Source organism: Pseudomonas sp. LS44, assembly GCF_024730785.1.
Lineage (GTDB): Bacteria > Pseudomonadota > Gammaproteobacteria > Pseudomonadales > Pseudomonadaceae > Aquipseudomonas.
Genome location: NZ_CP102830.1, coordinates 1,112,951 through 1,130,412, shown reverse-complemented (window position 1 = coordinate 1,130,412; position 17,462 = coordinate 1,112,951). Strand labels below are relative to the sequence as shown.

General features: G+C 65.2%; 13 protein-coding genes and 1 riboswitch. Of the genes, 8 read left to right on the top strand and 5 right to left on the bottom strand.

What is annotated here, in order from left to right:
- Positions 1 to 30: 30 nt before the first annotated feature.
- The 4 genes from lapD to NVV93_RS05010 all read right to left on the bottom strand — a co-directional run bounded on the left by lapD (position 31) and on the right by NVV93_RS05010 (position 5,296).
- Positions 31 to 1,977, bottom strand: a complete 1,947-nt coding sequence (gene lapD / locus NVV93_RS05025; protein ID WP_258253349.1) for a cyclic di-GMP receptor LapD — start codon at positions 1,975 to 1,977, stop codon at positions 31 to 33.
- 10 nt (positions 1,978 to 1,987) lie between these two features.
- A complete protein-coding gene (lapG, locus tag NVV93_RS05020) occupies positions 1,988 to 2,629 on the bottom strand; it encodes a cysteine protease LapG (RefSeq protein WP_375162907.1) in 642 nt (213 codons plus the stop codon).
- Between the two features lie 231 nt (positions 2,630 to 2,860).
- Positions 2,861 to 3,115, bottom strand: a complete 255-nt coding sequence (locus NVV93_RS05015) for a DUF1145 domain-containing protein (protein ID WP_258253347.1) — start codon at positions 3,113 to 3,115, stop codon at positions 2,861 to 2,863.
- A gap of 207 nt (positions 3,116 to 3,322) precedes the next feature.
- Complete coding sequence (locus NVV93_RS05010) at positions 3,323 to 5,296, bottom strand: alkyl/aryl-sulfatase (RefSeq protein WP_258253346.1); 1,974 nt, start codon at positions 5,294 to 5,296, stop codon at positions 3,323 to 3,325.
- Between the two features lie 108 nt (positions 5,297 to 5,404).
- Here NVV93_RS05010 and NVV93_RS05005 point away from each other — a divergent pair, with 108 nt between their 5' ends.
- Positions 5,405 to 6,313 carry a LysR family transcriptional regulator gene (locus NVV93_RS05005; RefSeq protein ID WP_258253345.1) on the top strand — a complete coding sequence of 303 codons (909 nt, stop codon included), beginning with the start codon at positions 5,405 to 5,407 and terminating at the stop codon, positions 6,311 to 6,313.
- On the opposite strand, the gene NVV93_RS05000 is transcribed toward NVV93_RS05005, so the two are convergent.
- Positions 6,307 to 6,753: a hypothetical protein gene (locus tag NVV93_RS05000; RefSeq protein ID WP_258253344.1), complete on the bottom strand. Its 447-nt coding sequence runs from the start codon at positions 6,751 to 6,753 to the stop codon at positions 6,307 to 6,309. The two genes, NVV93_RS05005 and NVV93_RS05000, sit on opposite strands and share 7 nt — an antisense overlap.
- Before the next feature lie 309 nt (positions 6,754 to 7,062).
- A riboswitch (guanidine-I (ykkC/yxkD leader) is annotated at positions 7,063 to 7,162 on the top strand.
- Positions 7,163 to 7,225: 63 nt separating this feature from the next.
- Between NVV93_RS05000 and NVV93_RS04995 the strand changes: the two genes are divergently transcribed.
- The 7 genes from NVV93_RS04995 (at position 7,226) to atzF (ending at position 17,404) form a co-directional block, all read left to right on the top strand.
- On the top strand, positions 7,226 to 8,293 hold the full coding sequence (locus NVV93_RS04995; RefSeq protein WP_258253343.1) for a putative urea ABC transporter substrate-binding protein: 1,068 nt from the start codon (positions 7,226 to 7,228) through the stop codon (positions 8,291 to 8,293).
- 128 nt (positions 8,294 to 8,421) lie between these two features.
- Positions 8,422 to 9,237, top strand: a complete 816-nt coding sequence (locus NVV93_RS04990) for an ABC transporter permease (RefSeq protein ID WP_258253342.1) — start codon at positions 8,422 to 8,424, stop codon at positions 9,235 to 9,237.
- A gap of 35 nt (positions 9,238 to 9,272) precedes the next feature.
- On the top strand, positions 9,273 to 10,166 hold the full coding sequence (locus tag NVV93_RS04985; protein ID WP_375162923.1) for an ABC transporter ATP-binding protein: 894 nt from the start codon (positions 9,273 to 9,275) through the stop codon (positions 10,164 to 10,166).
- Positions 10,167 to 10,168: 2 nt separating this feature from the next.
- Positions 10,169 to 10,897 (top strand): urea amidolyase associated protein UAAP1, encoded by a 729-nt coding sequence (locus NVV93_RS04980; RefSeq protein ID WP_258253340.1) that lies wholly within the window; start codon positions 10,169 to 10,171, stop codon positions 10,895 to 10,897.
- Positions 10,898 to 10,907: 10 nt separating this feature from the next.
- Positions 10,908 to 11,543, top strand: coding sequence for an urea amidolyase associated protein UAAP2 (locus NVV93_RS04975; protein WP_258253339.1), 636 nt, complete (start codon positions 10,908 to 10,910; stop codon positions 11,541 to 11,543).
- A 289-nt stretch (positions 11,544 to 11,832) separates the two neighbouring features.
- Positions 11,833 to 15,456, top strand: coding sequence for an urea carboxylase (uca, locus tag NVV93_RS04970; protein WP_258253338.1), 3,624 nt, complete (start codon positions 11,833 to 11,835; stop codon positions 15,454 to 15,456).
- Between the two features lie 142 nt (positions 15,457 to 15,598).
- On the top strand, positions 15,599 to 17,404 hold the full coding sequence (atzF, locus tag NVV93_RS04965) for an allophanate hydrolase (RefSeq protein ID WP_258253337.1): 1,806 nt from the start codon (positions 15,599 to 15,601) through the stop codon (positions 17,402 to 17,404).
- The last annotated feature ends 58 nt before the right edge of the window (positions 17,405 to 17,462 follow it).

Genomic DNA, 17,462 nt, shown 5'->3' with positions numbered 1-17,462 from the left:
TTCAACGGCCTGCCAGATCCTTTCACTCCCTCACTGCCAGGGCTTCGGTGCGCCGAACAACTGGCCTTGCACGCCATGGATGCCCATGGACTGCAACACCTGCAACTCCCCCGCCGTCTCCACACGCTCGGCAATCAGCGGCAAATCGATGCTGTGCGCGGCACGCTGCATGGCCTCGATGAACAGGCGCTTGTCGCCTTCCTGATCGATAGCGCGGATATGGCTGCCGTCGACCTTCAGATACGCCAAGCCCAAGCGTGCCAGGTTACCGATCATGCTGAAACGCCCACCGAAGTGTTGCAGACTCAGGGCAAACCCCAGCTCGCGCAGGCGCCGAGTGAGATTTTCCAGCGACGCCTGCTCCGGCAACTGACTTTCTTCCAATTCCAGGATCAAGCGCGGGCCGCAGTGGCGATACTGCTGCAGCAACCCCATGGCCTTGTCGAACGCCTGCGGATCACGCAGCAGCGCACCGGACAAATTCAGCGCCAACGATTGATCGTGATCCGCCATCTGCCGCAACACCTGACCGAGCATCAACACGTCCAAACGCGCCGACCAGCCGAAGCGCTCCAACCACGGCAGGAAGCGCCCGGCCGGGATGCTCTCGCCCTGCGCATCGGGCAAGCGCGACAGCACCTTGTAATGCAGCACACGCTGCGGATCGCGACACTCCATCACCGGCTGGAAATACAGCAGGAAGCGGCCCTCGAGCAGCGCCTGATCGAGCAACTGGTGCCAAGCATGACGCTCGTCGCCGATACTCACGCCCTGGCTGCGCTCGACCCAGGCCCAGGCTTTGTCTGCCTGGCGCTCGGCCTTGGCCAAGGCCTCGTCGACGAGCAGGAATAATTCCTGCGGCAGCTCCTCTGGACTGAACGGCACCAGGCCGATGTGCGCCACCGGCAGCGAATCGATGGCCTCGGTGGCGGCCAGGCTGGCCAGCGCCGCCTCGAGACGCGCGGCCAACTGCTCGGCCTCCTCGCGGACCAGCCCCGGCGCCAGTAACACGAACTCGCCGCCGCGGCTGCGCGCCAACACCCAGCCCTTTCCCAGCTCGGCGCAATGGCGTTGCAGCTGCTCGGCGACCGCCTGCAGCAGGCGGTCGGTACGCTGCCCGCCGAGGCGCTGATTGAGGCCGACCAGATCGCTGACACGCAGCATCAGCAGATAGCCGCTGCTGCCATCCGGATCGCTCAGCCGCGTCTGCAACTGCATGTCGAAATAGCGCCGGTTGCCGAGCCCGGTCAAACTATCCAGATAGGCCTCGTCGCGCAGTTTTTCGCTGCGCTCGGCCTGTTCGCGAAACAACGCTTTGAGCTTCTCCACCATCTGGTTCATCGCCTGCACCACGCGGCGCAGCTCGGGGGTGCGCGGCAACTCGGGCAGGCTGAGGAATTCGCGACGGGCAATCGCGTGCGACTGCGCGACCATGTAATCCAGCGGCTTGAGCTGGCGGCGCAGCAATACCGCACCGAGCGTGGCGCTGAGCAGACCGCAGACCAGCAGCCACCCCAGGCTGCCCAGAGCGGTGCGCCACAGCCGGGCGATGGCGAACATCGGATGACTGAGCACCTCGACGCGCGCCACCTGGGTCCAACCGCGGCTGACGATGGCGTCGCCGCCGGCCGGTGCCAGGCCGATCAGGCTGACGAACCACTGTGGTACTTGGGCCGCCTGCGCGCCTGCCGGGCCGGTACGCTCGACCATCACCTCGCCGGTCGCCTGATCGATCACCCGGATGCTCTCGAAGTAGCCGCTGTCGAAGATCGAGCTGACCATCAGTTCGACCATCGCCGGGTCGTCGATATTGGGTGTCAGCGCTAAGCCCAAGGCGGTCGCCGCATCCTGCGCATGGGAACGCAGCTGGTTGACGTACTGCTCACGCGAGCTTTCCAGACTGACCATAAAGCTGCCGCTGAAGGCGACGATCAGGAACAGGCAGATGGCAATCAATAACTGTTTGAACAGAGACATCTGGACTCCGCTATTCGCTTACGGGGAAGCCTTCGGCTTGCATTTTTTTCAGGAGATCCTGCCAGCGCGACAGGCGCTTGCTATCGCCAACCGGTTTGGCGCCGCGCGCACCGGCCAACCACAAGCCCTCGCCATTGAAGGCGTAGACCGGTAATAGATCAGCCCGCTGGCTGGCCGGCAAAATGCTGCCGACCAGGTTATCCAGCACCAAGGGGATCGAATCGGGTGTTGCGTAGTAGGTCAGCACCATGTGCGCCTGGTTCAGGCGCAGGGCTTTGACGTAGGTAATGCGCAGCTTGTCGCTGGGCACACCGAGATGACGCAGGCTGAAATACTTGCTGATCGCATAGTCTTCACAGTCACCGGCGCCGACGCGCAACGCCTCTACCGGAGTCGCCCAGTAGTCAGCCTGGCGCCATATGCGTTGATCGTCGCTAAAGCGCAGCTGCGCATTGAAGAAGCGGTTTACCGCCTGCAGTTTGTCGCGCTCGGGGGATTCGGCGTGTTGTTCGAGCAGCTGCTGCCACGAGTCGATGCGTCGTTTGCCGTCGCCCAGCGGCCCATAAAGCGCTTCGGCGCGGCGGCTGATCAGGCGGAAATCCCAATCGGCATACAAACTGCCGACGAGCCCCAGCAGCACAACAACGGCCAAGGCACGATGACATCGAACGCTGTGCTTCGCTCTGCTGGAACTGCTGATCCGCAAAATCGAGACTTCCTGCCGCTTGAGATACCCGTTAACCGCCAGGCAGACCGCTCACTGGCGGCGCATGGTGCTGGCTACGCCGGGAAAACTCAATGGCACTATGCAATCACTCTGCATAGATGAAGGCGCGCATCGCCAGCGATGGCGCGTGCCCCGGCCAACGCCGGGGCGGCGGGATTAGGCTTGCTGACGCAGGGTTTTCAGGTGCAGGACACCGAACAGCAGCACCAGCACGCGCTCCAGCCACGGTTGTGGGCGTGCGGCCAGCCGGCTGTTGAACAGCAGCACTTCGACGATATGCACCAACAGCATGATCCCGGAGACCGCCAACAGCCACCCATGCAGCGGCGCGCTGAACGGGAAAATCACGTTGAGTACGGCAACCAGCCAGAACATGGCCAGCACGCCTTTGGCGAACGATAGAGCCTTCATGAACACCTCTTCTTATTGTGAGTAACCGCAGTCAGTGTGCCGGCTAAACCGCCGCAGCTGTCCGCACTTTCGTTTGGGCCGCACAGGTAGGCCCGCGCAGGTCGGCCCGCGTAGGCTGAGCCACATCGACTGGATTCCAGCGACCAGACCTTAGACCTGCAGCATAGATCGGGGCGCGCACGCTGCGCGCCCCGTGTACGCCGAGTATCAGCCGCCCTGCTTGGGCGTGACGATATCGAACCAGTAGTCGAACGACTCGAGCATGCCGAACAGTTGGCCGAGCAGCAGCGGATTACCCGAGCTCTTCAGCTTGCCTTCGGCCACCAGGGTCTGCGCGGAGACTTCCTTGAGCATCAGCCGGTTGAGGTCGGCGCGGTCGATGGTCACGGTCTGCCCGGCCTTGGCACTCTGCACGCCCTTGATGTTGTTCAGGTGCGAGTTCTTCAGCTCCAGCAGGTACTGCTCGTTGCGGTCCGGCAGCACCAGGTTGATGCTGATGTCTTTGCCCTCTGCTTTCTTCGCGTTCAGGCGCACGCCGACGTAATCGAACAGCAGGCCGGTATCCATCGCCGCCATGGCGCCCGCACTGGCCTTGGATGTTGGCAGATGACGCGGTACGCCATGGCGCAACTCGTAGGCGCCAGCCAAGTAGCTGTTGCGCCAGCCGGCGTTCTCGGCCTGGTAGCCGAGCTGCTCCAGGGTGTCGGCCTGCAACTGGCGTGCGGCCTGGTTGTCCGGATCAGCGAAGACCACCTTGTTGACCACCTCGGCGACCCAGCGGTACTCGCCCTTGTCGTAGGACTGGCGCGCCATCTTCAGCACGTGCTCGGCGCCGCCCATGAATTCGACGTACTTCTTCGCCGAATCTTCTGGCGCCAGTGGGTTGAGCGTCGCCGGGTTGCCGTCGTAGTAGCCGAGGTACTTGTTGATCACCGCACGCACGTTGTGGCTGACCGAGCCGTGGTAGCCGCGGTTGGACCATTCATGGGCCAGCTCGTCGGGCACCGTGAAGCGCTCGTGGATCTGGTTGATGGTCACGCCCTGGTTGGCCAGGTTCAGGGTGTGGTCGTTCAGGTAGCCGTACATGTCGCGCTGCTTTTCCAGGGTCTTGACGATGTCGTCATGCCCCCAGCGCGGCCAGTTGTGGGTGGCGAGCAGCACGTCGGCCTTGTCGCCATACAAGTGCAGCGCGTCGTTGATGTACTTGCTCCAGGCCAGAGCATCACGCACCTCGGCACCGCGCAGGGTATAGAGATTGTGCTGGGTACCGGTGACGTTCTCGGCCATCAGCAGCGCCTTCTGCTGCGGCAGCCAAATGTTCATTTCCGCCGGCGATTCGGTGCCTGGGGTGTTCTGGAAAGTCACCGGCACGCCGTCGATTACCAGCTCTTCGAGACTGCCCTCGATCAGCTTGGTCGGCGCCAGCAGGCTCAGCGGGCCATGCGCCGTCGTCTTACCAATGGCCATGTCGACAAGGCCCTGCGGGCTCTTCTCCAGATAGCGGCCGTACTGGTAGGTGGCGCGGCGGGACATGGCGTTGCCGGCCAGCACGTTTTCCTTGATCGCCGCTTCCATGAAACCAGACGGGGCAATGATCTGCACCTCGCCCTTGGCCACCTGCTCGGCCGACACCAAGCCCTGCACGCCGCCAAAGTGGTCCGCGTGGGCATGGGTGTAGATGACCGCCTTGATCGGCTTCTGCCCCAGCTCCTGGCTGACCAGCGCGTAGGCTGCCTTGGCAGTGGCGGGAGTAAGCAGGGTGTCGATGACGATCCAGCCGGTCTTGCCCTCGACGAAGGTGATGTTGGCCAGGTCGAAGCCGCGCACCTGGTAGACGCCGTCGACAACCTTGTACAGACCGCTCGTGAGATTGAGCTGCGCCTGGCGTTGCAGGCTCGGGTTGATGGTGTCGAAGTCCTTGCCGGTTTTCAGGAAGTCGTAGCCACCCAGTTGCCAGGCGACGCTGCCGTCCTGGTTCTTGATCAGCAACTGCTCGGGGCGCTTGATCAGGCCCTTTTCCGCGCGCTCGAAGTCGGCGCGGTCGCTGAACGGCAGCTCGGCGCGGACACGTTGCTGCGCCTCAAGGGTGAAAGAGGTGGGCTGTTTGGCATCGGTGGCTTCGGCAGCCAGCAGGCAAGGGGAAAGGCTGGCCAACAGAACGGCAGTGGATAGGCGGATCATCGAAGGCTCCGGAAGTTGTTATTGGAAACATAGAGTTGCTCGCACTATGGCGCAGGGCCTGCTAATAATTCCAATGCATTCCAATTCGCAACTCGATGCAAATCACTCATGACTGACCTACGCCAGCTCCGCCATTTCGTCGCCGTCGCCGAACACGGCCACTTCGCTCGCGCCGCAGCGGCGATCAACCTCAGCCAACCAGCCCTCAGCCGCAGCATCCAGGCGCTGGAAGCCAACCTCGGCTGCAACCTGTTCGACCGCGGCGCACGCAGCATCACCCTCACCGCCCACGGCCAGTTGGTCCTCGAACACGCCAGGCGCCTGCTCGCCGGTAGTCGCGCGCTGCACAACGCGGTCAGTCAGCTCGGCAATCTGCAAGCCGGCGAGTTGCGCCTCGGCGCCGGGCCCTATCCGGCGGCACGCCTGGTCCCCAGCGCCCTGGGCCAACTGGCGCGCCGCTACCCCAAAGTGCGCGTGCAGCTGCACACCGAAGACTGGGCGAGCCTGCGCCGCCGGCTGCTCAATGAAAGCATCGAATTGTTCGTCGCCGACTGCCGAGAGCTGCTCGACGATCCGCTGCTCACCGTCGAACCGCTGCGCGTGCATCCCATCCTGTTCTTCTGCCGGCCCGACCATCCACTGCTAGCCCTCCGCGAACCGACCACCAAGGATCTCGCAGCCTACCCGCTGGCGGGCACGCAGATTCCCGAGGACGGCACGCGGAGCCTGCAAAAGCTACTGGGCCGCGAGCCGCTGCCGGATATCCAGTGCGACAACTTCATGGTGCTGCGAGAGTTGGTCCGGCAAAGCGACGTGATCAGCCTCGCGCCGCAGGATGTGCTGAGTGCGGATCTTGCCGCGGAGCAGTTAACGGCCCTGTCCGCTCGCGACGCGCCCCCCATGCAAGGCTCGGCCTATGGCCTGGTCAGCCGCGCCGGTCACAGCCTGTCACCGGCGGCGCAGACCCTGCGCGGACTGATATTGGCGGGCGACGCCGCCGCTGAACCGACTCAGTAACGCGGACCGCCGCGATAGCTGCCCGGCGGCGCAGAGCGCATGTCCTGGCGATAGCCCGAACGGTTGTTTTGTTGGTAGTGCTTCTGGGCATTCTTCGGCGGTGCCACGTAACGCGGACGGTCGTGGCCACGCAACTGCTTGTATTGATGGATCTGGCCGTCCTGTCCCCGGTAGTAGCGTGGTTGGTCATAGCGCTGCTTATCGTAGCGACGATAGTCCTGCCGACGGTAATCACGGTCGCCGTAATAGCGTGAAGAATCGGTGCCGTAATAACGGTACGCACCTTGGCTCCGATAACGCGAGGAGTCGTTGTAGGAGCGACTATCTCCGTAGTAGCGCCCGTCGTAGTGGCGGTCATCATCGGCATAGGCATAATCGTAAGTGGTGCAGCCACTCAAGGCGAAACCCAACAACAGCAACAACAGAGCTCGATAGGGCATGGCGGCCTCCTTCGACCGCAGGGACGGAGTCGACGATCGTCGATACCCCGGGGAGTTACTACTTCCACTCTGTTCGACAGCACGCCTCGACGCCGGTGCCATGGAGCAGCCGCGCGATCTTTACCATTCATTTCAGTCGCGCACCAAAATGACGCCGCGCGCCTCATTTACGGGCGCAATTGACACCCGACTCACCCTCTCATGCTGCGCAACGCCGCCAAATCTGGGCTCGGCAAACTTGGCACGCCCTTCGCTATGAGACAGGCGTGCAGGATCACCCGGACGACCGGGTCGCGGCACCACAATTTGCTAATGGCTGGCTAGGGTTCCGACTCGCTTGTGCGGGTGACTGGTCCGAGAGCTGGCGACCTCCAGTGAGGTTACACGGCGGGATAAAAGCCCGGGAGAACGCAACCTGATTCGTCGGGTGTTGCCGCTCCTGCTGACTTTCTTCTCGAACTGGAGGTTCCTCATGCGTAAACCCCGTCTGTTCGCTTTAGCCGCCGCCGGCCTCGCCGCCGCCCTCAGCCTCTCCGCGCACGCCGAGCAGAAAGACAAATTCAACGTCTGCTGGACCATCTACGCCGGCTGGATGCCCTGGGAGTACGGCGCCAGCAAGGGCATCGTCGACAAGTGGGCGAAGAAGTACGGGATCGAGATCGAGGTCACCCAGCTCAACGATTACGTCGAGTCGATCAACCAGTACAGCGCCGGCCAGTTCGACGGCTGCACCATGACCAACATGGACGCGCTGACCATTCCGGCGGCCGGCGGCGTCGACTCCACCGCGCTGATCGTCGGCGACTTTTCCAATGGCAACGACGGCCTGGTACTCAAGGGCGAAGGCAAGCAGCTCGCCGATATGAAAGGCATGCCGATCAATCTGGTCGAGCTGTCCGTCTCCCACTACCTCCTCGCCCGCTCCCTGGAAAAGGCCGGCCTCAGCGAGAAGGACATCAAGGTGGTCAACACCTCCGACGCCGACATCGCCAGCGCCTTCAACACCAGCGACGTGCAGGCCGCCGCCACCTGGAACCCGATGCTCGCCGAGATCACCGCCAAGCCCGGCGTCAGCCAGGTGTTCGACTCCAGCCAGATCCCCGGCGAGATCATGGACATGATGGTGGTCAACAGCGAGACCCTGAAGGACAACCCGGCCCTGGGCAAAGCCCTGACCGGCGCCTGGTTCGAAATCCTCGCTCTGATGAACAGCGGCAGCGCCGAAGGCCAGACCGCCCTCGAGCACATGGCCAAGGCCTCCGGCACCGACCTCGCCGGCTTCCAGGCGCAACTGGCCACCACCAAGTTGTTCTACACGCCGCAGGAAACCCTGGCGTTCGCCACCAGCCCGAAACTGCCGGCAACCATGACCAAGGTCGCCGAGTTCTCCTTCAGCCACGGTCTGCTCGGCGAAGGCGCGAAAGACGCCACCGCAGTGGGCATGAGCTTCGCCGGCAACGTGGTCACCGGCGACAAGGGCAACGTCAAGCTGCGCTTCGACCCGAGCTACGTGCAGATGGCTGTCGAAGGGAAACTCTAGACCCCAATGGTTCCCACGCTCGGCGTGGGAACGCAGCTACAGACGCTCCGCGTCTGCCGGGACGCAGAGCGTCCCTGGAGGGATTCCCACGCCGAGCGTGGGAACCATCGAACACATGAGATAACGCCATGCGCCTGATCAACCGCCATCCGGATCGCCCTAGCCGCCTGTTGCTGGTGTTGCTGCCGTTCGCCCTGCTGCTGTTCGTCTACTTCACCGGCTCGGCGGCGCGGCTGACGGAGAACCCCAACGACAAGCTGCTGCCCAGTGCGGCGCAAATGATCGATGCGGTCGAACGCCTGGCGCTCACCGAGGACAAGCGCAGCGGCCAGTACCTGTTCTGGCAGGACACTGCCTCGAGCCTGACCCGCCTCGGCATCGGCCTGGGCATCGCCGCCCTCGCCGGCCTGTGCCTGGGTCTGGCCAGCGGCACCCTGCCGCTGTTCGGCGCGCCGCTGTCGCCACTGCTCACCGTGCTGTCGATGATCCCGCCGCTGGCGGTGCTGCCGATCCTGTTCATCGTCTTCGGCCTCGGCGAGCTGTCCAAGGTGATGCTGATCGTCTTCGGCATCACCCCCTGCATCGCCCGCGACATCGAACAGCGCGCCCGTGAGATCCCCAAGGAAATCCTCATCAAGGCGCAGACCCTTGGCGCCAGCACCTGGACCCTGATCCTCCGCGTGGTGCTGCCGCAGCTGCTGCCGCGCCTGCTGATCTCGCTGCGCCTGATGCTCGGCTCGGCCTGGCTGTACCTGATCGCCGCCGAAGCCATCGCCAGCACCGACGGCCTTGGCTACCGGATCTTCCTGGTCCGCCGCTACATGGCGATGGACGTGATCCTCCCCTACGTGGTGTGGATCACCCTGCTCGCCTGGCTGATGGACCTCGGCCTGCGCCGCGCCACCCAGCTGGCCTTCCCCTGGTACGAAGGAGCCAAGGCATGAGCACCAATAAAAATGGAGCCGTCACGAGCGAGTCCATGGCAAGGCGCCCGGAGCACAGCGACCGGAGCGGACAAGTCGTCCATGAGGATCGCGCGCACCGCGTAACACAGTCAGGGGCTCGCGCAGCAGGCGACTTCATTCAAGTGAAAAATGTCTGGCAAACCTACGGCGACCAGACCGTCCTGGAGAACCTCAACCTGAACATCGCCGAGGGTGAGTTCTGCACCCTGGTCGGTGCTTCCGGTTGCGGCAAGTCGACCTTCCTGCGCCTGTTGCTCGGCCAGGAACGCGCCAGCCGCGGGCAGATCCTCCTCGACGGCCAGCCGCTGGCCGGCGAACCGGATGCCAGCCGCGGCGTGGTGTTCCAGCGCTATTCGGTGTTCCCGCACCTGACCGTACTGGACAACGTCGCCATCGGCCTGGAGCTGCCGCGTTCGCCACTGTTTGGGCGGTTGTTCGGCCGCGCCAAACGTGACGCCCGCGAACAAGCCGCCGCGCTGCTGCAGAAAGTCGGCCTCGGCCACGCCTTGGACAAGTACCCGAGCGCGCTGTCCGGTGGCATGCAGCAACGTCTGGCGATTGCCCAGGCACTGATCACCAAGCCGCGCGTGCTGCTGCTCGACGAACCGTTCGGCGCCCTCGATCCGGGCATCCGCAAGGACATGCACGAGCTGCTGCTCGGCCTGTGGCACGAGACCCAGCTGACCGTGTTTATGGTCACCCACGACCTTAGTGAAGGCTTCAGCCTCGGCACGCGCATCCTGGTGTTCGACAAGCTGCGCGCCGATCCGCATGCGCCGAACGCCTACGGCGCGCGGATCACCTACGACATTCCCCTGAACAGCGACCGCCGCGCCGCGCGCGCCGCCGTCGACGCCCTGCCGGCGCACGTCACCGGCAACCTGCAACCTGCCATTCAAGGAGCCTGAGGATGACTGCCTCGCTCGCCCTGCGCCCGACCCTGTATGAAGAAACCGTCCCCGCTGGCGGCCACACCTCGTTCGTCCTCAAGCGCGGCCAAGTCCTGCGCGTCACCGACCTCGAAGGCGGCGCCAACGTCAGCCTGCTGCTGCTCAGTGCCGAGGAAAAAAGCGAGCGCCTCAACCTGCCGGACACCCTCAAGTGCCAGCACACCGCCAAGCTCACCGAAGGCCACTGCCTGTACTCGGACATGGGCCGCGTGCTCGCCGCGATCACCGCCGACACCTGCGGCTGGCACGACAGCTTCGGCGGTGTATTGAACGCTGCGGAAGTCGAGGAGAAGTACGGCGCTGGCCGCTATCAGGAGCTGCGCAACAACTACTTCCGCAACGGCGTGGACAACCTGCTGGTGGAAATGGGCAAGTGGAACCTCAACCTGCAGGACCTGCTGATGGCCCTCAACCTGTTCAGCAAGGTCACGGTGGACCGCGACGGCTGCTTCAACTTTGAGCCGGGCAACTCCAAGGCCGGCGACTACGTCGAGCTGTACGCGCCGATGGACACGCTGGTGGTGCTCACCGCCCTGCAGCATCCGCTGGACCCTAATCCGCAGTACGCGCCCAAGCCGGTGCAGCTGACCTGGAGCCGCGTCGAGAGCGATGGCATCAGCATCCTCTGCCGCACCTCGCGCCCGGAAAACGCCCGCGGCTTCCACAACACCGAACGCCTGTATATCTGAGGGCTGCGCCATGTCTCTGATCGAAAGCAAGCTGCATCCCGAAGCCGCCGTGTACCGCCATGTGATCCCGGCCGGCGAACCGTTCCTCTGCGAAGTGAAAGCCGGGCAGACCGTGCGTCTGCTCGATCTGGAAGGTAACCAAGCGGTCGACACGCTGTTCTACTCGGCCCGCAACCCGCGCGAGCGTTACGACCCGCAGCGCACCCTGCGCAAGCAGAACAACGTCTACCTGACCACCGGCACGGTGCTGTATTCCAACCTCGGCAACCCGCTGCTGACCATCAGCGCCGACACCTGCGGCCGCCACGACACCCTCGGCGGCGCCTGCGCGCAGGAGAGCAACACCGTCAGATATGCACTCGAAAAACGCTATATGCACAGCTGCCGCGACAACTTCCTGCGCGCCAGCTTGCACGACGGCCGCCTGGAGAAGCGCGACATCGGCGCCAACATCAACTTCTTTATGAACGTTCCCGTGACACCAGAGGGCGGCCTGACCTTCGCCGACGGCATCTCCGCGCCAGGCAAGTACGTCGAGCTGAAGTCGCACATGGACGTGATCGTGCTGATCTCCAACTGCCCGCAGCTGAACAACCCGTGCAACGCCTACAACCCGACCCCAGCCGAGGTGCTGGTATGGGACTGAGCAAATTTCGCGCTTGGTTGTTCCGTCTGTTCCAGAGCCGCTCGGGGCAATGCCTGGAACAGCGACCCGAAAGTAAAACGTAGGTTGGCGCTGAGCGCAGCGATGCCCAACGCGGATACGGATTGACCGATGTTGGGCTTCGCAGGCTCAGCACCAACCTACGATGACGAGACTTCCAGCCCGGTAGCCCGGATGCAATCCGGGAGCCGGCAAAAAAATTCAGCCACGGACGACCGTGGTGCAGACGAATAAGACGGGACGGCCCGTCATCCCTTTCGAGGGTTCTGCAATGTTCAACAAACTCCTGATCGCCAACCGCGGCGCCATTGCCTGCCGCATCCTGCGCACCCTGCGCGCGCTCGACGTCAAAGGCGTCGCCGTGTACTCCGAGGCCGACGCCGCCAGCCTGCACATCCAGCAGGCCGACGAAGCGCACAGCCTCGGCGAAGGCCCGGCCGCCGGCACCTATCTGGTGGTCGACAAGATCCTCGCCGTGGCCAAGCAGACCGGTGCCACCGCGATTCACCCCGGCTACGGCTTCCTCTCCGAGAACGCCGCCTTTGCCGAAGCCTGCGAAGCCGCCGGCATCGCCTTCGTCGGCCCGACACCCGAGCAACTGCGCGTGTTCGGCCTCAAGCACACCGCCCGCGCACTGGCCAAGCAGCACGGCGTGCCGATGCTGGAAGGCACCGAGCTGCTGGAAAACCTCGACGCCGCGCTGATCGCCGGCGATCAAGTGGGCTACCCGGTCATGCTGAAAAGCACCGCCGGCGGCGGCGGCATCGGCATGCGTGTATGCCGCAGTGCGGAAGAGCTGTCCGACGCCTTTGAAACCGTCAAGCGTCTCGGGCAGAACAACTTCAGCGACTCCGGCGTATTCATCGAGAAATACATCCAGCGCGCCCGCCATCTGGAAGTGCAGGTGTTCGGCGACGGCCAAGGCGAGGTGCTGGCCCTCGGCGTACGCGACTGCTCGGTGCAGCGGCGCAACCAGAAAGTCCTGGAAGAGACCCCGGCGACCAATCTGCCGGCCGGTATGGCCGACGAGTTGTGCGCAGCGGCGATCAAGCTGGCCAAAGCGGTCAGCTATCGCAGCGCCGGCACCGTCGAGTTCGTCTACGACAGCGAGGCCGAGCGCTTCTACTTCCTCGAAGTGAACACCCGCCTGCAGGTCGAGCACGGCGTCACCGAACAGGTGTGGAGTGTCGACCTGGTGCGCTGGATGATCGAACTGGCGGCCGGTGACCTGGCCCCGCTCAGCGAGCTGGCCAAGGGCCTGAAGCCCAGCGGCCACGCGATTCAGGCGCGCCTGTACGCCGAAGACCCGGGCCGCGACTTCCAGCCGAGCCCCGGCCTGCTCACTGCCGTCGAATTTCCCAAGGCCGACGGCAAAGCGCTGCGCATCGACACCTGGGTCGAAGCCGGTTGCGAGATTCCGCCCTACTTCGACCCAATGATCGCCAAGCTGATCGCCTGGGCGCCGAGCCGTGCCGAGGCCAGCGCAGCGCTGAGCCAGGCGCTGGCCGATTCCATTCTGTACGGCGTGGAGTCCAACCGCGATTACCTGCGGCAGATTCTGGTCGACGCGCCGTTCGCCAGCGGCTCGCCGTGGACCCGCTGCCTGGAAGGCTTGATCTATAAAGCCGATACCTTCGAAGTGCTGTCCGCCGGCACCCAGACCACCGTGCAGGACTTCCCCGGCCGCCTCGGCTACTGGGCAGTTGGCGTGCCGCCGTCGGGACCGATGGACGACCGCGCGCTGCGCCTGGGCAACCGCCTGCTGGGTAATGCGGAAGGCGCCGCCGGCCTGGAAATCACCATGAGCGGGCCAAGCCTGCGCTTCAACACTGACGCGGTGATCGCGGTCACTGGCGCGGCGATTCCGCTGAGCCTGGATGGCGTCGCCCAGCCGCTGAACACCGCGCTGCTGGTCAAGGCCGGCAGCACCCTCAGTCTCGGCACCATCGCCGGCAGCGGCGCGCGCGCCTACCTCAGTCTGCGCGGCGGCCTGCAGGTGCCGGATTACCTCGGTTCGAAGAGCACCTTCACCCTCGGCCAGTTCGGCGGCCACGGCGGCCGCGCGCTGCGCGCCGGCGATGTGCTGCATATCCCAGCACTCGACGACCGCGAGGCCGGCGCCAGCCTGCCCGCTGAGCTCTACGACGTGCTGCCGGCAGTCCGCGAGATCCGCGTGATCTACGGCCCACACGGCGCCCCGGAATACTTCACCCCGGCCTACATCGAGACCTTCTTCGCCACCGCCTGGGAAGTGCACTTCAACTCCAGCCGCACCGGCGTGCGGCTGATCGGGCCGAAACCGGAATGGGTGCGTGAAAGCGGCGGCGAGGCCGGCCTGCACCCATCGAACATCCACGACAACCCCTACGCCATCGGCGCGGTGGACTTCACCGGCGACATGCCGGTGATCCTCGGCCCGGACGGCCCGAGCCTCGGCGGCTTCGTCTGCCCGGTGACCACAATCGAGGCCGACCTGTGGCAACTCGGCCAGCTCAAGGCCGGCGACAAGGTGCGCTTCTTGCCGGTGGAGATCACCACGGCGCGCGAGCTGGCGAAGCTGCGTCAGGAAGAGACGCGGAACCTCGTAGCCCGGATGCAATCCGGGGCGGATGCGTCGCCGGCTTCCCGGATTTCATCCGGGCTACAAAGCCCCATCGTTCTGGACCTCGGTGAAGCCGATAAGCACCTGGTCGCCCGCCTCTCCGGCGACACCCACCTGCTGCTGGAAATCGGCCAGCCGGAGCTCGATCTGGTCCTGCGCTTCCGCGGCCACGCGCTGATGCAGGCCCTGGAAGCCAAGCAGATCGCCGGGGTGATCGACCTGACCCCCGGCATCCGCTCGCTGCAGGTGCACTACCAGCCGGAAACCCTGCCGCTGCAACAGCTGCTCGACACCGTCGCCGGCGTCTGGGGCGCGGTGTGCAACGCCCAGGACCTCAAGGTGCCGTCGCGCATCGTCTACCTGCCGCTGTCCTGGGACGACCCGGCCTGCCAATTGGCCATCGAGAAATACATGACCACGGTGCGCAAGGACGCGCCCTGGTGCCCGAGCAACCTGGAGTTCATCCGCCGCATCAACGACCTGCCGAACCTCGACGAGGTGTACCGCACGGTGTTCGACGCCAGTTATCTGGTGATGGGCCTCGGTGACGTCTACCTCGGCGCGCCAGTCGCCACGCCGCTGGACCCGCGCCATCGCCTGGTGACCACCAAGTACAACCCGGCCCGCACCTGGACCGCGGAGAACTCGGTGGGCATCGGCGGCGCCTACATGTGCGTGTACGGCATGGAGGGCCCCGGCGGCTACCAGTTTGTCGGCCGCACCCTGCAGATGTGGAACCGTTACCGCGCGGTCGCCGCGTTCGACGGCAAGCCGTGGCTGCTGCGCTTCTTCGACCAGATCCGTTTCTACCCGGTGTCTGCCTCCGAACTGCTGCAGATCCGCCGCGACTTCCCGCTCGGCCGCTATGACTTGCGCATCGAGCACAGCGAACTGGCGCTGGCCGACTACCAGCAGTTCCTCAATGAGGAAGCCGAGGGCATCGCCGCCTTCCGCGGCCAGCAGCAGGCGGCGTTCAACGCCGAGCGCGAACGCTGGATCGCTTCCGGCCAGGCGCATTTCGACAGCGAGGAAGCGGTCGTCGAGCTCGGCGAGGACACCCCGCTCGGCGCTGGCCAGCACGCCATCGAAAGCCACATCGCCGGCAACCTCTGGCAGGTGCAGGTCGAGGCCGGCTGCGAAGTGAAGGCCGGCGACGTACTGGTGATCCTCGAGTCGATGAAGATGGAAATCCCCCTCACCGCCCCACGCGACGGCGTGGTCCGCGAAGTCCGCGTGCAACCCGGCTCACCGGTGCGTGCCGGGCAGCGGGTGGTGGTACTCGAGGAAGCCTGAGACAGGGCACCCGTAGGGTGGGTTAGGCCGCAGGCCGTAACCCACCGACCGACCGCGAGGCCGGCCCATCTGTTATGCCCATTGCATCGATGGTGGGTTACGCCGCTACGCGGCTAACCCACCCTACGAAAGGAAGCTGACTATGCAACACCAATTCGATCTACGCCTGGACGCCCTGAAAGCCGCCTACCGCGAAGGCCAAACCACCCCGCGCCAGCTGATCACCGCGCTGCGCGAGCAGGCCGCCGCGCTCAACCCGGACTATCACCTGTTTATCCACCTGCTCAGCGTCGCGGAGTTGGAGCCTTACCTGACCGCCCTCGACAGCCAGAGCCCGGACAGCCTGCCGCTGTACGGCGTGCCGTTCGCCATCAAGGACAATATCGACCTGGCCGGCGTGCCGACCACGGCCGCCTGCCCGGCCTTCACCTACACCCCGGACAGCAGCGCCACCCTGGTCGCCCAGTTGATCGCTCTCGGCGCCGTGCCGCTGGGCAAGACCAACCTCGACCAGTTCGCCACCGGCCTCAACGGCACCCGCTCGCCCTACGGCGCCTGCCCGAACTCGGTGCTGCCGGAATATCCGTCCGGCGGCTCCAGCTCCGGTTCGTCGCTGGCGGTGGCGCTCGGCGTCGCCAGTTTCGCTCTGGGCACCGACACCGCCGGCTCCGGCCGCGTGCCGGCGGCGCTGAACAACCTGGTCGGTCTGAAAGCCACCAAGGGGCTGATATCCACCACCGGGCTGGTGCCGGCCTGCCGCACCCTCGATTGCATCACCTACTTCACCGCCACCGCGCGCGAGGCCAGCCAGCTGCTGGCGTTGACCGCCAAGCGTGACCCGCGCGACGCATACAGCCGCGCCAACCCGCTGTGGAACGACGCCAGCGCCTTCGGCGCGCCACGCCCCGGTTTCCGTTTCGGCGTGCCCGAGCAGCTGGAGTTCCTCGGCTGCGCGGAAAGCCCGGCGCTGTTCGCCGCAAGCATCGAGCAGCTCAAGGCGCTCGGCGGCGAGGCGGTGGAAATTGATTTCGCGCCCTTCCTCGAAGCCGCGTGCCTGCTCTACGAAGGCCCCTGGGTGGCCGAGCGCTACAGCCTCGCCGGCGCGCTGATCGAACAGCAGCCCGACGCCGTGCTGCCAGTGATCCGCGCCGTGCTGGAGAAGGCGCCGGGCGTCAGCGGCGTCGACACCTTCCGCGCCCTGTACCGCCTGCAGGCGCTCAAGGCGAGCTGTGACGACATCCTCAAGGGCCTCGACTGCGTGCTCACCCCGGCCTACCCGCGCCCGGTGACCCTGGCCGAGCTGGCCGCCGAACCGGTCAAGCGCAACTCCGACCTCGGCTACTACACCAACTTCATGAACATGCTCGACTACGCCGCCGTCGCCGTGCCGGCGGGCTTTATGGCCAACGGCCTGCCCTGGGGCGTGACCCTGTTCGGCCGCGCCTTCACCGACCAGTACCTGCTCGGCCTGGCCGATGCGCTGCAGCGTCACACCGGCCTGCCGCTCAGCGGCGTGCGCGCCCTGCAACTCGCCGCTCCGACGACTGCCGCGCGCAGCGACATGGCCCGGCTGGTGGTCTGTGGCGCGCACCTCAACGGCCTGCCGCTCAACTGGCAGCTCAAGCAGCGCGGCGGACGTCTGATCGAGGCGACGCACAGCTCGGCGGACTACCAGCTGTACGCCCTGGCCGGCGGCCCGCCGTTGCGTCCCGGCATGGTTCGCGTGGCGGAAGGCGGCGCGGCCATCGAGGTGGAAGTCTGGGAGCTGCCGAGCAGCGAACTCGGCTCGTTCCTCACCGGCATCCCGGCACCGCTGGGCCTCGGCAAGGTGCAGTTGGCCGACGGCCGCTGGGAAACCGGCTTCATTTGCGAGCCGTATGGGCTGGAAGGAGCAGTGAATATTACCCATCTGAGTGGTTGGCGAACCTATCTCGCCCGGCACCATTAAAGGCAACCAGGCAATGCCGTCAGTCGATCAGATCGCACGGCATTTCCTAGCACACCGC

Bases quoted from the DNA above. Each gene is read 5' to 3' on its own strand.
- lapD (WP_258253349.1), bottom strand. From the start codon at position 1,977: ATGTCTCTGTTCAAACAGTTATTGATTGCCATCTGCCTGTTCCTGATC.
- NVV93_RS05015 (WP_258253347.1), bottom strand. From the start codon at position 3,115: ATGAAGGCTCTATCGTTCGCCAAAGGCGTGCTGGCCATGTTCTGGCTG.
- NVV93_RS05010 (WP_258253346.1), bottom strand. From the start codon at position 5,296: ATGATCCGCCTATCCACTGCCGTTCTGTTGGCCAGCCTTTCCCCTTGC.
- NVV93_RS05005 (WP_258253345.1), top strand. From the start codon at position 5,405: ATGACTGACCTACGCCAGCTCCGCCATTTCGTCGCCGTCGCCGAACAC.
- NVV93_RS05000 (WP_258253344.1), bottom strand. From the start codon at position 6,753: ATGCCCTATCGAGCTCTGTTGTTGCTGTTGTTGGGTTTCGCCTTGAGT.
- NVV93_RS04995 (WP_258253343.1), top strand. From the start codon at position 7,226: ATGCGTAAACCCCGTCTGTTCGCTTTAGCCGCCGCCGGCCTCGCCGCC.
- NVV93_RS04990 (WP_258253342.1), top strand. From the start codon at position 8,422: ATGCGCCTGATCAACCGCCATCCGGATCGCCCTAGCCGCCTGTTGCTG.
- NVV93_RS04985 (WP_375162923.1), top strand. From the start codon at position 9,273: ATGGCAAGGCGCCCGGAGCACAGCGACCGGAGCGGACAAGTCGTCCAT.
- NVV93_RS04980 (WP_258253340.1), top strand. From the start codon at position 10,169: ATGACTGCCTCGCTCGCCCTGCGCCCGACCCTGTATGAAGAAACCGTC.
- NVV93_RS04975 (WP_258253339.1), top strand. From the start codon at position 10,908: ATGTCTCTGATCGAAAGCAAGCTGCATCCCGAAGCCGCCGTGTACCGC.
- uca (WP_258253338.1), top strand. From the start codon at position 11,833: ATGTTCAACAAACTCCTGATCGCCAACCGCGGCGCCATTGCCTGCCGC.
- atzF (WP_258253337.1), top strand. From the start codon at position 15,599: ATGCAACACCAATTCGATCTACGCCTGGACGCCCTGAAAGCCGCCTAC.